Source organism: Janthinobacterium sp. PAMC25594, assembly GCF_019443505.1.
Classification (GTDB): Bacteria; Pseudomonadota; Gammaproteobacteria; order Burkholderiales; family Burkholderiaceae_D; genus Janthinobacterium.
The window spans coordinates 1992760-2006908 of the sequence record NZ_CP080377.1 but is presented as its reverse complement, the minus strand read 5'-3'; the positions used below and the strand labels follow the sequence as shown (position 1 = coordinate 2006908).

Sequence of the window (14149 nt, the reverse complement as noted above, 5' to 3'; positions counted from 1 at the left end):
TCGGATATCCGAGGAGAACACCATGACGACGACCCCGGCGCCGCGCGCCTTGCTGCAAGCCATGTTCCAGGCCGCCATCGCAGCGGCCCAGCCATCGCATTGCATACCGCCCCATCTGCCGCCCGCGCCCAAGGGACGGCTGATCGTCATCGGCGCCGGCAAGGCGTCGGCCGCCATGGCGCAAGCCGTGGAGCGGCACTGGCCGGGGCCGCTGTCGGGACTGGTGGTCACGCGCTACGGCTATGCCGTGCCGTGTGACCGCATCGAGATCGTGGAAGCGTCGCACCCCGTGCCGGACCAGGCCGGGATGGACGCGGCGCGGCGCATGCTGGATCTGGTCGCCAACTTGCAGGCCGAGGACACCGTACTGTGTTTGATTTCGGGCGGCGGCTCGTCGCTGCTGGCCTTGCCGCTGGACGGCATCAGCCTGGAAGACAAGCAAGCCTTGAACCGCGCGCTGCTGGCGTCGGGCGCCACCATCGGCGAAATGAATTGCGTGCGCCGCCATTTGTCCGCCATCAAGGGTGGCAGGCTGGCGGCCGCCTGCCATCCGGCGCAAGTCATCACCCTGGCCATTTCCGACGTGCCCGGCGACAAGCTGGGCGATATCGCTTCCGGCCCCACGGTGGGCGACGCGACGACGTGCGAGGACGCGCTGGCCATCGTGCGCCGCTACGGCATGGACTTGCCGGACAGCATACGCGCAACGCTGGAAAGCGGGCGCGGCGAATCCGTGAAACCCGACGACCCGCGCCTGGCGCGCACGCAGACGACCCTGATCGCCACGCCGCAGATGGCCCTGGAAGCGGCGGCAGCCGTGGCGCGCGCGGCCGGTATCACACCGTATATATTAGGCGACAGCCTGGAAGGCGAGGCGCGCGACGTGGGCAAAGTCATGGCCGGCATCGCGCTGCAAACGGCCATGCGGGGCCAGCCGTTTCCCGCCCCGTGCGTGCTGCTGTCGGGCGGCGAAACGACGGTCACCGTGCGCGGCAACGGGCGCGGCGGGCGCAACGTGGAATTCCTGCTGGCGCTGGGCATCGCGCTGGACGGACACGCGGGCATCCACGCGCTGGCCGGCGACACGGATGGCGTCGACGGCCAGGAAGACATCGCCGGCGCGGTTCTGGCGCCGGACACCCTGCGGCGCGCCTGGGCGCTGGGCACCAAGCCGCGCGACAGCCTCGACAACAACGATGGCCACGGTTTCTTCCAGGCGCTGGGAGATTCCGTGATTACTGGCCCGACCTTGACGAATGTCAATGATTTCCGGGCCATCCTGATTACCTGATTAATTAAAATTTTCCAGCACGATCTTGCCCTTGGCCGTATTGCTTTCCAGCAGGGCATGCGCGCGTTTCAAATTTGCCGCGTTGATCGTGCCAAAGCGCTCGGCCACGGTGGTCTTGATGACGCCTGCGTCGACCAGTTGCGCCAGCTCTTCCAGCAAAGCGTGCTGCTGCACCATGTCTTCCGTCTGGAACAGCGAACGGGTAAACATCAATTCCCAGTGCAAGGACACGCTCTTGCCCTTGAACTTGCGCACGTCAATGTGCTCGGGGTCGTCGATCAGGGCAAATTTCCCCTGCGGCGCGATCAGTTCGACGATTTGCTCGAAATGCTGATCCGTCTGGTTCAGGCTGATGACGTAATCGACTGGCGGCAAGCCCAGGCGCGTGATTTCGGCGGCCAGCGGCAGGCTGTGGTCGATCACGTGGTGCGCGCCCAGTTCTTTGACCCAGTCGGCCGTTTCCGCGCGCGAGGCCGTGCCGATGACGGTGACCCCCGTCAACTGCCGTGCCAGTTGCACCAGCACGGAGCCGACACCGCCCGCCGCGCCGATCACCAGCAGGGACTTGCCCGTGAGGCTCTTGTCGCGGCTGAGCTGCAAGCGGTCGAACAGCAATTCCCAGGCCGTAATGCTGGTGAGGGGCAGGGCGGCGGCCTGGGCGAAATCGAGGCTGGCCGGCATGTGGCCGACGATGCGCTCGTCGACTAATTGAAATTCGCTGTTGCTGCCGGGGCGGTTGATGGCGCCCGCGTACCAGACTTTATCTCCCGCCTGGAACAGGGTCACGTCGGGGCCGACGGCCGTGACGACGCCGGCCGCATCCCAGCCCAGCACTTCCGGCTGACCGTCTTGCGGCGCGCGGTTCTTGCGCACCTTGGCGTCGACGGGGTTGACGGAGATGGCGTGCACGGCGACGAGCAGGTCGCGCCCCGTGGCGACGGGCGTGGGCAGCTCGATGTCGAGCAGGGCGTCGGCATCGGTGATGGGCAGGCTGTGGTGGTAGGCGATGGCTTTCATGATTATCCTTGGTCAAGAGTGGGCAGGCGATGACGTATGATGGTTGCTTTCGCGTCCGGGAAAAAGAGGGCGCGTACCGAAACACTTTCAAAGGAATGCTGAAAATTGCTGCGACTCGATGACTTGCAGGTGTTTGTGCGCACGGCCGACCGGGGCAGTTTGTCGGCGGCCGCGCGCGAGATCGGCATTTCGCCCGCGCTGGCCAGCGCCGCCGTCAAGCGCCTGGAAGGGGAGCTGGGCTTGCGCCTGCTGGCCCGCACGACCCGTTCGCTGAGTTTGACGGCGGAAGGCACGCAATACCTGGAACACGCGCGCGAAGCCTTGCGCCTGCTGCGCGCGGGCCACGACGCGCTGCTGGCCGGCAAGGACAGTTTCGGCGGAACCTTGAAAATTGCCATGCCGTCCGACCTGGGCCGCAACCTGATGCTGGGCTGGCTGGACGAATTTCAGTCGCGCCACCCGAAGCTGCAGTACCAGCTCAGCGTCAGCGACCGCGTGGCCGACATGGTGCGCCAGCAAGTCGATATTGCCCTGCGTTACGGGCAGCAGGACGATTCGAGCATGGTCGCCATGCCGATCGCGCCCGCCAACGACCGCGTGCTGGTGGCGTCGCCCGCTTACCTGCGCGAGCACGGCCCCCTGCTGGCGCTGGAAGACTTGTCGCAACGTAATTGTCTGCGCTTCGCGCTGGAAGATGGCTTGCACGACCGCTGGACTTTTTATCGCTTGCCGCAGCGCGAGCAAGTCACCGTGCAAGTGAGCGGCAACCGCAGCGCCGACGATGCCGACCTGGTGCGGCGCTGGGCCGTGGCGGGCCTGGGCATCGCCTATAAATCGCGGCTCGACGTTGCCGGCGACGTGGCGGCCGGCCGCCTGCAGGTGTTGCTGCCCGAGGTGGCGGGCGAGGCCACGCCCTTGCAGCTGGTATGCATGCACCGGGCCCAGGTGACGCCGCTGGTGCTGCAGCTGCGCGATTTCTTGCGCGACAAATGTGCGGAATGATCAAAATAGCATTATTGATTACAACTCGTTGCAAATGGCAATCATGCGCAGGTCAAGCTGGGCGTACCCTCAGGTATTCTGCATGAAACCGCTTGAAGGATTGCCATGAGCCCGAACCGACTGTTGCCGACGACCTTGATGTGCCTGCTGTTGCTGGCCGGCTGCGCCGCGACGGCACCGCCGGCCGCGCAGCATGCCGCCGCCGCGCCCGACAATGCCGCGCAAGGCATCGCCATGCTGGAACGGGTCAGCTGGGGCGTGAACGGGGGCAGCGTGCGCCAGTTACAAAAGGAAGGCTGGAGCGCCTACCTGCAGACACAGTTGCATCCAGGAAAAATCAGCCTGCCGCCCGCCGTGCAGGCGCAGATCGACGCCATGACGATCAGCCAGGTGCCGCTCGATCAATTGGTGATGTCGATGGAGCAAAAGCGCAAGGAGTCGGCCGCCGTCATGGATGACATGGCAAAGCAGCAGGCGCAAAAGGATTACCAGCAGGAACTGAACCGCCTGGCGCGCGAGGCGGCCACGCGTTCGCTGTTGCTCGACGTGTATTCGCCCAACCAGCTGCAGCAGCAACTGAGCTGGTTTTGGCTCAACCATTTCAGCGTGCACCAGGGCAAGCACAACTTGCGCGCCATGGTGGGCGATTACGAGGCGAACGCCATCGCCCCGCATGCCCTGGGGAAATTTCGCGACTTGCTGGGCGCGACCGTCCACCATCCGGCCATGTTGCGCTACCTGGACAATGAAGCCAACGCCGTCAAACGCATCAATGAAAATTATGCGCGCGAACTGATGGAGCTGCACACGCTGGGCGTCAACGGCGGCTACAGCCAGGCTGACGTGCAGGAACTGGCGCGCATCCTGACGGGCGTTGGCGTCAACCTGGGACCGGATACGCCGAAGGTGAAGCCGGCGCTGCAATCGCAATACGTGCGCCGGGGCTTGTTCGAATTCAATCCGAACCGTCACGATTACGGCGACAAGCAATTCCTCGGACAAACGGTGAAGGGCAGGGGGCTGGCCGAACTCGACGAAGCGCTGGACCGCCTCAGCCGCAGTCCCGCCACCGCGCACTTTATCAGCGGCAAGCTGGCCCAGTATTTCGTCGGCGACAATCCTCCCGCGCCGCTGGTGGCGCGCATGGCCGCCACCTTCCAGCACAGCGACGGCATGATCGCCGACGTGCTGCAGACCATGTTCAACAGTCCCGAATTCAGGCAATCGCTGGGCAAGAAATTCAAGGACCCCATGCATTATGTGGTGTCGGCCGTGCGCCTCAGCTATGACGACAAGCCCATCCTCAACGCGGGCCCCATGCTGAACTGGCTTTCGCGCATGGGCCAGCCCCTGTACGGACGCCAGACGCCCGATGGCTATCCCATGACGGATGCGTCCTGGGCCAGTCCCGGCCAGATGACGACGCGCTTCGATATCGCCCGCACCATCGGTTCGGGCAGCGCCGGCCTGTTCAAGACGGATGGCCCGCAGCCGCAGGAAAAAGTGGCGTTTCCCCAGCTGGCCAGCGCCCTGTATTACCAGTCGCTGCAGCCAGGTTTGAGCCCCGCCACGCGCCAGGCGCTGGAGCAGGCCGCTTCGCCGCAGGAGTGGAACACGTTTCTTCTTTCCTCGCCAGAAATGATGCACCGCTAAAGGAATCGCCATGAACCGTCGTGACTTGTTGAAAGCCCTGGCCGCCGCGCCCTTGCTGTCGCATGCGGGCAGCTTGCTGGCCGCACCCGCCACGGATGCCCGGCTGTTGTTCGTCTTTTTGCGCGGCGGCTATGACGCGAACAATTTGCTGGTGCCGGTCGGCAGCGATTTTTACTATGCATCGCGGCCGAATATTGCCATTGCGAAACCTGGTACGGAAAACGGCGCGCTGACCTTGAATAGCGATTGGGCCTTGCATCCGGCCTTGCGCGAAACCATCTACCCCATGTTCAACGGCGGCGAGGCGGCCTTCATCCCGTTTGCGGGCACGACGGATTTGACGCGCAGCCATTTCGAGACGCAGGACAGCATCGAGCTGGGGCAGGAACTCGGCGGCCGGCGCGACTTCCGCTCGGGTTTTTTGAACCGGCTGGCGCAAAGCCTGAATGCCAATCAGGGTAATCACGCCATTTCCTTCACGGACCAGCTGCCCCTGATCTTCCAGGGCGGCGTGCAAGTGCCGAACATGGGGCTGCGCTCGGTGGGCAAGTCGGGCATCGATGCGCGTCAAAGCCAGCTCATCGCCGCCATGTACAAGGGCACGCCCTTGCAGCAGCCGGTCAGCGCGGGCTTTGCCGTGCGCGACGATGTGACGAAGGAATTGACGGGAGAGATGCAGGCGGCCAACCGCAACGCCATCAGTACCAAGGGTTTTGAACTGGAAGCGCAGCGTATCGCCCGCTTGATGAAGGACAAATACAATATCGGCTTCGTCGACGTGGGCGGCTGGGATACGCACGTGGGGCAGGGCGGCGCCAGCGGCTACCTGGCGGGGCGCTTCGATGAGCTGGGACGGGGCCTGGCCGCGTTTTCGCAGGAGATGGGCAGTGCATGGCGCAATACCGTGGTGGTGGTGGTCAGCGAATTTGGCCGCACCTTCCGCGAAAACGGCAACCGCGGCACGGATCACGGCCACGGCAGCGTGTTCTGGGTGCTCGGTGGCGGTATCAAGGGCAAGCAGGTGGCGGGCGAGCAGGTGGCGATTTCGCAGGCGAATCTGTTCCAGAACCGCGACATGCCCGTGCTGAATGAATACCGGGCCGTGCTGGGCGGCTTGCTGCGCCGCACCTTCGGCTTGACGCCAGCGCAACTCGATCACGTGTTTGCCGGCGTCAAGCCGGTGGAACTGGGGCTGGTGTGATGTAACGAACCTCCGTGTTACGCTACGCCTGCGCAACTGGCGCGTAACTAAGCCTCCGTCCCTGTTCCCGGTGCGGGGCACGAATGGAGTGGTATGACCGATACCCAGCGCGACATCGTCAGCGCAGGCTTTTCCCTGGCCTTGATTGCCGTGACGGCCTTCGTCATGCAGCGTTTCTTTTTGCCGCTCGTGTGGGCCGGCATCCTGTGCGTGGCCACCTGGCCCTTGTACCTGCGCGTGCGCGCGGCGCTGGGCCAGCGCACCATTATCGCGGCAGCCGTGCTGACCCTGGCGTTCGCCTGCATCTTCATCATTCCCGTGCTGTTCGGCGTGGCGCAGGCCGCGCGCGAAGTGCCCGTGCTGGCCAATTTTGTCGTCCATGCGAATACCGACGGCTTGCCCGTGCCGGACTGGGTGGCGCACATTCCGCTGGCCGGCAGCGCCATCGGCGACTGGTGGCTAGCCACCCTGAGCCAGCCCCACGGCCTCGGCCACTTCTTTGCGGGCAGCGCCGTGGGCGGCTTTCATTCCGCGCGCGACATCCTGAAAATCCTAGGCGCGGACGTATTCCACCGCCTGGTCGACTTCGGCCTGGCCTTTTTGTGCCTGTTTTTCTTTTACAAGGATGGTGAAGCGCTGACGCGTCAGATCACGGCTGTCGGCAGCCACTTCTTGCGCCCCGAACGGTGGGGCCGCTATGCGCAAAAGATCCCGACGGCCATCCGCGCTACAGTCAACGGCCTGGTGCTGGTGGGTCTGGCCGAAGGCGTGCTGATCGGTATCGCCTATGCGATTGCCGGCGTGCCGTCGCCGGCCCTGTGGGCGTTTGCCACCGGCATCCTGGCCATCATTCCGTTTGGCGCGCCGCTCGCGTATGTGTGCGCCGCCGCCTTGCTGGTCTTCCAGGGCAATGTGGGCGCCGCCATCGGCGTGGCCGCGTGGGGCACCGTGGTGCTGTTCGTGGCCGACCACTTCGTGCGTCCCGGCATGATCGGCAACGCCACCCGCCTGCCCTTCCTGGCCGTGTTGTTCGGCATTCTGGGCGGCGTGGAAACCCTGGGCCTCGTGGGTCTGTTCATCGGCCCCGTCGTGATGGTGCTGTTCGTCACGCTGTGGTACGAGGCAAATGTGTTCGACAAGCTGCCGCCTGCCAACGCTGTTGCCAATACACCTGCCAGCCCGGCCGCACCGGAACGCACGCAGTAATGAGGGGTTGGCCAGCGTTGCCGCTGGCCGGTACTGAGGCGTTCCCGGCGTGGCCGGACGAGCTGACTTTACAACAGGGTGCGAGCACCTTGTTTTAAAGTCATTCTTAATGCGCCTTGGATAAAATGAGGAGCCAACGGCGCATCAGCAGCACTTCAACATAGCCCGGCTCGATGCCCGTACCGCACTCGATCAAGGGATTGACGGTGTAGTAGCGCTTGCGGAAGTCGCGGCAGACGAGGATTTCGCGCTTGCCCATGCGGACGAGGAAAGAGCTTGGGGCGTATTCCAGGCCGAACCGTGAGCCAAAACCGCTATTCAATGTTGCCATGACAATTCCTTTGAGGGAGATGTGTTGAACGAGTCATCAGAATAGCATAACTACTGTATGAAAACACAGCTACTGTATGAATAAACAGTATTTTTTTACGGGTGTGGTTTTTTTGATCATCACCAGGGACATGAAAGAGAGATGAGTTTGCAAGAGAAAAATGACATGGGCATGACCACGGGCTGGACCACGAAACTGCGGCGCTTCGTCGAGGCGCGCCTGTCGCCCGAAGGCGAGCTGGGCCTGCATATGACGGTGGGCGTGGCGCTGATGCTGGTGGCCATCGTGGTGTTCCACGAGATCGCCGAAGCGGTGATGGGTATGGCCCAAATTACCGTGATCGACCTGCAGGTGGCGCAGTGGTTCAACCAGCATGCCGTGCCGTGGATCACCAGCTGCCTGCTGGTCGTCACGCACCTGCACGGCGTGATCGGCGCCATCACCCTGGCGACCCTGCTGGGCTGGTATCTGCACCGCAAGGGCGCCACCTACTGGTTGTTTACCCTGGTCATTACCATGCCGGGCGTCATGTTTTTGAACCTGCTGCTAAAGTACATTTTTGTCCGCGCGCGGCCCAGCTTTGACGAACCCATCCTGCAGACGGCCCTGAGCACGTACAGCTTTCCGAGTGGCCATACGGCCACCTCGACGGCCCTGTACGGCTTGCTGGCTGCCTACCTGATTTGCCAGACGGCGCCGGGCGCCTGGGGCAAGCGCATCGCCATCGCGCTGGGGGCCTTCCTGATGGCGGCGCTCGTGGGTTTCAGCCGCATCTACCTGGGCGCGCATTACCTGAGCGATGTGCTGGCGGCCATGGCGGAAAGCTATGGCTGGCTGGCCATCTGCATCGCCGGCGTGTCGACCCTGCGCCGCCGCCGGCATATCCGGCAAACCACATAAGGGGAATGATCCTGAGTAAAATTGCAGTCATCATCAACGGGGGCGCCGGCTGTGGCTATGCGCCCGATTGGGCGCAGCAGCTCGAAGCACAGTTCCTGGCCGTAGGCCTCGACGCCGCCATCACCCTGGCGCAAAGCGGCGCCGACATGATCGCCACGGCCGAGCAAGCCTTGCGCGATGGCGCGCCCATCGTCGTGGCCGGTGGCGGCGACGGCACCATCAATGCCGTCGCCTCCGTCGTTGTCGGCAGCGGCACGCCGTTTGGCGTTTTGCCGCTGGGCACCCTGAACCATTTCGCCAAGGATTTGAATATTCCTTTGGCGCTTGATGCGGCCATCGCCAATGTGGCGCACGGCGTGCCGCACCAGGTCGACGTGGGCGAGGTGAATGGCCGCATCTTCCTGAATAATTCCAGCCTGGGTCTGTATCCCGATATTGTGCGCGATCGCGAAAAGCAGCAGCGCCGGCTGGGACGTGGCAAGTGGCTGGCCTTCAGCTGGGCGCTGGTGGCGGCTTTGCGCCGCTATCCGTTTCTCAGCGTGCAATTGAAACTCAACGACGCCGTGCATGCGCGCCGCACGCCTTTCGTCTTCATCGGCAATAATGAGTATCTGATGGAAGGCTTGAATATCGGCGAGCGCGAACGGCTCGATGGCGGCCGGTTGAGCCTGTACGTGGCGCAGCGTCCGGGCCGCCTGGGCTTGCTGAAACTGGCCTTGCACGCGCTGTTCGGCAAACTGTCGCAAGCCAAGGATTTCGATATGCTGACGGCCAATGACCTGGAAATTGCCACGCAACACCGCCGCCTGCGCGTGGCCACCGATGGCGAAGTGACCATCATGAATACGCCGCTGCGCTACCGCATCCGTCCCGCCGCGCTGGACGTGATCGTGCCCGCGCGGGCGCCAGCCCAGGAGTAGGCCATGCGTACCCTCGTGCATTTATCCGATTTGCATTTTGGCAAGGTCGATGCGGCCCTGCTGGCGCCCCTGCGCTCCCTGGTCGAGCGCCTGGAGCCGGACGTCGTCGTCGTTTCCGGCGACCTGACGCAGCGCGCCCGCAGCGTTCAATTCCAGCAGGCGCGGGCTTTTCTCGACAGTTTGCCGGGGCCGCAGGTCGTGGTGCCGGGCAACCATGACGTGCCCCTGTATAACGTCTTTTCCCGCTTCCTGACGCCGCTGGTGAAATACCGGCGCCATGTGACGGACGATTTGTCGCCCGAATACGTGGACGAGGAAATCGCCGTGCTGGGCATCAACACGGCCCGCTCCCTGACGTTCAAGGATGGCCGCATCAGCCACGAGCAGATCGATGTGCTGCGTGAACGCCTGGGCCGTTTGCCGCCCGGTCTGACGCGCATCATCGTCACGCATCATCCATTCGACTTGCCCGAGCATTTCGACAAGGATGACCTGGTGGAGCGCGCGCCGCTGGCGCTGCAAATGTTTTCCGAATGTGGCGTGGACCTGTTGCTGGCCGGCCATTTTCACGCCAGCCATGCAGGCGACACCTCGGCGCGCTACAAGATCGACGGCTACGCCGCCCTGATGGTGCAGGCGGGCACGGCCACGTCCACGCGGGGCAGGGGCGAGTCGAACTCGTTCAATGTCATCCGCATCGAAGACAGCGGCATCCGGGTCGAGCGCTACAGCTGGAGTGACGAGAAGGCCGACTTTGAAAAAGTCAGCACGGAAGCGTTCGAGCGCCAGGGGGGCGTGTGGGCCAGCTTGCGGCCGCTGTAGGTCGGATTAGCGCGGCGAAGCCGCGCGTAATCCGACGCTATTGTTGGCTTTGGTGGTTTTCGTGATGGTGTCGGCTTACGCTGCGCTAAGCCGACCTACGCCGACCTACGCCGACCTGCACCGGTAGCAGGAGTGGCCGGCAAAATGGCCAGGGCTAGGCGCGTTGCCGAAGACAGTACGAATAGTACGGCGAGGCAATGCAACAACGCCCTGGACTTTTTGACGGCTACTCCCTTACAGCCAATAGTTCATGAAGCGCGCCGCCCATTCCTTCATGCGGTCCGAGATGGGCCGCGTTTCCCATTTCGCCCTGGTGATCTCTTCCGAGTCGCGCAAGTCTTCCTGGAAGGCGTTTTCCATTTCGCGGCCGAAGCTGTCGCCCAGCACGATCACGTTCAGTTCGCTGTTATGCAGGAAGCTGCGCATGTCGATGTTGGTCGAACCCACGGTCGACCAGGCGCCGTCGATGACGGCCGTCTTGGCGTGCAGCACGGCCAGTTTTAAATGAAAAATGCGGATGCCGCCGGCCAGCAACTGGTCGTACAGTGCGTGTCCCGCATGGAACACCAGGCCGCTGTCCGACACGCCGGGCAGCACCACGGTGACGTCCACGCCCCGCTTGGCGGCGGCCACCAGCGCATCGACCGTCTGCTGGTCGGGCACGAAATAGGCGGACGTGATGTGGATCGATTTCCTGGCTTCCTGGATGGCTAAAATATACGCCTTGTAGATTTCAAAGCCGCCGTCCGGTTCGCTGGCTACCACGCGCACCAGCTTGTCGCCCACTTCGGACAGCACGGGGAAGTAATTGGCGTCCGGCAAGTCGGCCTGGTCTTGCTGGGCCCAGGTGCGGATGAACAGCCACTGGAAGGCGGCCACGGCCGGGCCTTCCACTTTCACGTGGGTATCGCGCCAGCCCACGTCCTTCTTGTCGGTGGGTTTCGATTTCGAGCGGAACAGCGAGCTTTTCGCATAGGTATCGCTGATATTGACGCCGCCCGTAAACGCCGTCTTGCCGTCGACGATCAGCACCTTGCGGTGGTCGCGGTTGTTGATCTTCCAGTCGTCGCCCTTCAGCTTGGCCGGATTGACGGGGTTGAAGGCCACCAGGCGCACGCCGGCCGCGCGCATGCGCTCGAAAAACGCCTGTGGCACGCCGATCGTGCCCACGCTGTCGTAGATGACGTTGACCGTCACGCCCGATTGCTGCTTTTCGATGAGCATATCGGCAAATTTCATACCCAGCGGGTCCTGGTCAAAGATGTACGTTTCCAGGTTGATGCTGTGCTTCGCCTCGCTGATGGCCTGGAACATGGCGGCCATCGTTTGCGGGCCGTCAAACAGCAGGGTCACCTTGTTGCCCTTGATCAAAGGCACGCCCGTGGCCGCCTCTTCCAGCGCGGCCTGGGTTTTCAAGTCCATGCCGGACTTGGCCCAGCGCTTGTTGAGCAGGGCGGCGCGGCTGTTGACGTTCAGCAAGGCGCCCTTGCCCGTGATCACATTCGGCCTGGCCACGGGGGCCAAGGTGGTGTTGAGGTTCTTGACATTGGGCAGCGAGGCGCATGCAGCCAGGGTCCAGCACAGCAGTAGGGCGGTGAGGCAGGATTGCATGCGCCTGGTGGTCATTTTTGAGCCTTGGTCGTGGGTGACAGGTTTGCCGTATCATCGGCCAGTGCCAGGGGTGGCGGGTTTTTCGAACCGAAGAAGAAGACGATGGGCGAGCGCAGGAAGCGCTTGCCCAGAATCTTCAACAATTGCATGCCGTGCTTGAAGCGCACCTGGCGCGAACGCAGGGCTACCCACAGGGCCAGGCCGAAGCTGACCAGCAGGTTGGCCGTGCCTATGGCGAAGATGCCCGACAGCGACTTGACGGCCAGCTGCCAGCTCATGTTGTGGTCCAGTCCCACCAGCGCCGTGGCGAAGTTGGCGGCCGAGAAGGTGATGTGGCGTATATCGATGGGCAAGCCGATCAGGAAACCCAGGGTGCCGATGGAGCCCAGCAGGATACCGAAATAGAAATTCCCCATCAGGCCGCCCAGGTTGTTTTCCAGGTACAGGCCCAGCCGCTGCAAGCGATCCTGGCCGATGACGCGGCCCAGGCCGCGCAATTGCGCGATGCGCTGTGCCCAGCGCGTGTACAGCGCTTGGTTGTCATAGTAGCCGGAAATCAGGCCGGCCACGAACAGGCACACGCCGGCAATCATGGCGTAGAAAATGGCGGGGCTGCCGATGGGGTCGATATCGTGCAGCAAGTGCATGGCTTTTTCCGGCGACACCAGGTGGTGGCCCGTGATCGCCTTGTAGCCGAGCGCGATCAGCCACGCCGTGGGGATGGCTGTGGCCAGGTTGCCCAGCACGGCCATGTTTTGCGTGCGGAAGACCTTGTTGATCAGTTCCGCCATGCTGTCGAGGTCGATATTCCGGCCATCCTTGCTGTGCAGGCCGGCGGCGATGCGCGAGGCCGTCATGGCCGGCTGCTTGGTGGCCACCGTGAAGTGCAACAAGTGGATGAACATGAAGCCGATCGAGTAATTCATGCTGAACATGAACGCTTCGACCAGCGGCGCCGAGCGCAGATACGACATCAGGATCTTGAACAACGCCATGAAGCCGATGATCACGCCCGCGCCCGCGGACGAGAGGAACATGGCGCCCATCTCGCGCCGGTTTTCCGCGATGTAGTGCTCGCCCGTGCGGCTGGCGTTTTCCGTCACATTGCGCGCCAGCAAGTTGATATTGTCGGAAAACAGGTCGCTGACCTTGTATTTGTGGTTATGCGCGCGGATCAGTTCCAGCGCCAGCCCCACGGCGCCCGCGCGGCGGCGGCTGACCGGTTGCGGGTGCAGCAAGTCTTGCGTGGCGTCCACCGTGATGGCGGCGATATCCACGTTGCTCGATGCGGGCAGCTCGCCGCTCGTGTCGACGAGGAACAGCAGCTTGCGCAGGCGGTCGATGCTTTGCGCCAGCGCCACCAATAAATAGGTGAGGGGAATGCTGGTGCCCTGGTACAGCGCCTTCTTGCGGATCTTGGCGATGACGGCATCGCACTGGTCCAGCATCACCAGCAGGTGGCGCGCATCCTCGATGTGCTCGATGTTGCCTTGCAGTAAATTCGTGTAAGCGTCCAGGTAGGCGTTCACTTCCGTGTTCTGCACCATGAATGGCGACTGGAACACTTCGATTTCATTGTGGAAACGCGTCAGCTCCGGTTCCAGTCCCATGGCGCAGACGCGGTAGGACAGGGTGCGGATCGCGTCGAGTATGCCGGGCAGCATGATATTGCCATCGCCGACGGCCAGTTCGATGTCGTCGCTGGTGAGCACGTCGAACAGCTCCAGCCAGTCCGTGGCGGGCACATTGATGATCCACAAATAATCGGTCTTCAGGTACAGCACCTGGTCGAGCGCGTCGTTCAGGTATTCGTCGCCCAAGGCGGGCGGCAGCATGCGGTAGGCGATGCGGCGTTTCAATTCGGTGAAAAAACCGCTGTTCGACAGCACGCCGATGTCCGTGTACAGGCTGGCGTGGCGGCGCGCGGCCAGCACGCGCAGCACGTATTCGTGCAGGGCGCGCGCTTGCGCGGGGTTACCTTTGAGAAGCTGGCGCAGGGTGCGCACGTTGGCGATCGCGGTAGCGCTGTCGTGCGGGCGCTTGGGACGCAGTGAGTTGAATAATTCCACCAGCAAGTCGATATTGCTGGAGTTCGGGTCAATGCGTTCGAGGATAGCTAGCATGCAGAAAAACGGGCGAGCCGCTGTCGGTAAAACCAGTAGTGTACCGCCTGCGTCAAATCGCGCAACGTTCGC

The 14149-nt window shown here is 63.1% G+C and carries 12 protein-coding genes; 8 read left to right on the top strand and 4 right to left on the bottom strand.

Annotated features, from left to right (window positions below; translation table 11 throughout):
* Positions 1-22 precede the first annotated feature (22 nt).
* The gene (locus tag KY494_RS08875) at positions 23-1291 is read left to right on the top strand and encodes a glycerate kinase (protein WP_219890657.1); all 1269 of its coding nucleotides are present in this window, start codon (positions 23-25) and stop codon (positions 1289-1291) included.
* Here KY494_RS08875 and KY494_RS08870 read toward each other — a convergent pair whose 3' ends face one another.
* The gene (locus tag KY494_RS08870) at positions 1292-2308 is read right to left on the bottom strand and encodes a zinc-binding alcohol dehydrogenase family protein (RefSeq protein ID WP_219890656.1); all 1017 of its coding nucleotides are present in this window, start codon (positions 2306-2308) and stop codon (positions 1292-1294) included.
* Positions 2309-2413: 105 nt separating this feature from the next.
* Between KY494_RS08870 and KY494_RS08865 the strand changes: the two genes are divergently transcribed.
* From KY494_RS08865 to KY494_RS08850, 4 genes are all read left to right on the top strand, one after another.
* Positions 2414-3310 (top strand): LysR family transcriptional regulator, encoded by an 897-nt coding sequence (locus KY494_RS08865; protein WP_219890655.1) that lies wholly within the window; start codon positions 2414-2416, stop codon positions 3308-3310.
* 105 nt (positions 3311-3415) lie between these two features.
* Positions 3416-4963, top strand: a complete 1548-nt coding sequence (locus KY494_RS08860) for a DUF1800 domain-containing protein (RefSeq protein ID WP_219890654.1) — start codon at positions 3416-3418, stop codon at positions 4961-4963.
* A gap of 10 nt (positions 4964-4973) precedes the next feature.
* Positions 4974-6164: a DUF1501 domain-containing protein gene (locus KY494_RS08855; protein ID WP_219890653.1), complete on the top strand. Its 1191-nt coding sequence runs from the start codon at positions 4974-4976 to the stop codon at positions 6162-6164.
* 93 nt (positions 6165-6257) lie between these two features.
* Positions 6258-7370: an AI-2E family transporter gene (locus KY494_RS08850; protein WP_219890652.1), complete on the top strand. Its 1113-nt coding sequence runs from the start codon at positions 6258-6260 to the stop codon at positions 7368-7370.
* Between the two features lie 106 nt (positions 7371-7476).
* On the opposite strand, the gene KY494_RS08845 is transcribed toward KY494_RS08850, so the two are convergent.
* Positions 7477-7701: a hypothetical protein gene (locus KY494_RS08845; protein WP_010396348.1), complete on the bottom strand. Its 225-nt coding sequence runs from the start codon at positions 7699-7701 to the stop codon at positions 7477-7479.
* A gap of 141 nt (positions 7702-7842) precedes the next feature.
* Between KY494_RS08845 and KY494_RS08840 the strand changes: the two genes are divergently transcribed.
* From KY494_RS08840 to KY494_RS08830, 3 genes are read left to right on the top strand one after another with little or no spacing between them, the layout of a single operon-like run.
* A complete protein-coding gene (locus KY494_RS08840; RefSeq protein ID WP_258194757.1) occupies positions 7843-8601 on the top strand; it encodes a phosphatase PAP2 family protein in 759 nt (252 codons plus the stop codon).
* A gap of 5 nt (positions 8602-8606) precedes the next feature.
* Entirely contained in the window at positions 8607-9521 is a 915-nt protein-coding gene (locus KY494_RS08835) for a diacylglycerol kinase family protein (RefSeq protein WP_219890651.1), read from the top strand.
* Between the two features lie 3 nt (positions 9522-9524).
* Positions 9525-10343, top strand: coding sequence for a metallophosphoesterase (locus KY494_RS08830; RefSeq protein ID WP_219135705.1), 819 nt, complete (start codon positions 9525-9527; stop codon positions 10341-10343).
* Between the two features lie 234 nt (positions 10344-10577).
* On the opposite strand, the gene cls is transcribed toward KY494_RS08830, so the two are convergent.
* Together cls and KY494_RS08820 are read right to left on the bottom strand one after the other, a co-directional pair.
* Positions 10578-11969: a cardiolipin synthase gene (gene cls / locus KY494_RS08825; RefSeq protein WP_219135704.1), complete on the bottom strand. Its 1392-nt coding sequence runs from the start codon at positions 11967-11969 to the stop codon at positions 10578-10580.
* Entirely contained in the window at positions 11966-14077 is a 2112-nt protein-coding gene (locus KY494_RS08820) for a site-specific recombinase (RefSeq protein ID WP_219890650.1), read from the bottom strand. The genes cls and KY494_RS08820 overlap by 4 nt, the downstream gene beginning before the upstream one ends.
* Positions 14078-14149: the final 72 nt, after the last annotated feature.

What these genes read in the sequence shown, in the direction of transcription:
- KY494_RS08860 (WP_219890654.1), top strand. Translation starts at nt 3,416, where the DNA reads ATGAGCCCGAACCGACTGTTGCCGACGACCTTGATGTGCCTGCTGTTG.
- cls (WP_219135704.1), bottom strand. Translation starts at nt 11,969, where the DNA reads ATGACCACCAGGCGCATGCAATCCTGCCTCACCGCCCTACTGCTGTGC.
- KY494_RS08850 (WP_219890652.1), top strand. Translation starts at nt 6,258, where the DNA reads ATGACCGATACCCAGCGCGACATCGTCAGCGCAGGCTTTTCCCTGGCC.
- KY494_RS08830 (WP_219135705.1), top strand. Translation starts at nt 9,525, where the DNA reads ATGCGTACCCTCGTGCATTTATCCGATTTGCATTTTGGCAAGGTCGAT.
- KY494_RS08870 (WP_219890656.1), bottom strand. Translation starts at nt 2,308, where the DNA reads ATGAAAGCCATCGCCTACCACCACAGCCTGCCCATCACCGATGCCGAC.
- KY494_RS08875 (WP_219890657.1), top strand. Translation starts at nt 23, where the DNA reads ATGACGACGACCCCGGCGCCGCGCGCCTTGCTGCAAGCCATGTTCCAG.
- KY494_RS08840 (WP_258194757.1), top strand. Translation starts at nt 7,843, where the DNA reads ATGAGTTTGCAAGAGAAAAATGACATGGGCATGACCACGGGCTGGACC.
- KY494_RS08835 (WP_219890651.1), top strand. Translation starts at nt 8,607, where the DNA reads ATGATCCTGAGTAAAATTGCAGTCATCATCAACGGGGGCGCCGGCTGT.
- KY494_RS08855 (WP_219890653.1), top strand. Translation starts at nt 4,974, where the DNA reads ATGAACCGTCGTGACTTGTTGAAAGCCCTGGCCGCCGCGCCCTTGCTG.
- KY494_RS08845 (WP_010396348.1), bottom strand. Translation starts at nt 7,701, where the DNA reads ATGGCAACATTGAATAGCGGTTTTGGCTCACGGTTCGGCCTGGAATAC.
- KY494_RS08820 (WP_219890650.1), bottom strand. Translation starts at nt 14,077, where the DNA reads ATGCTAGCTATCCTCGAACGCATTGACCCGAACTCCAGCAATATCGAC.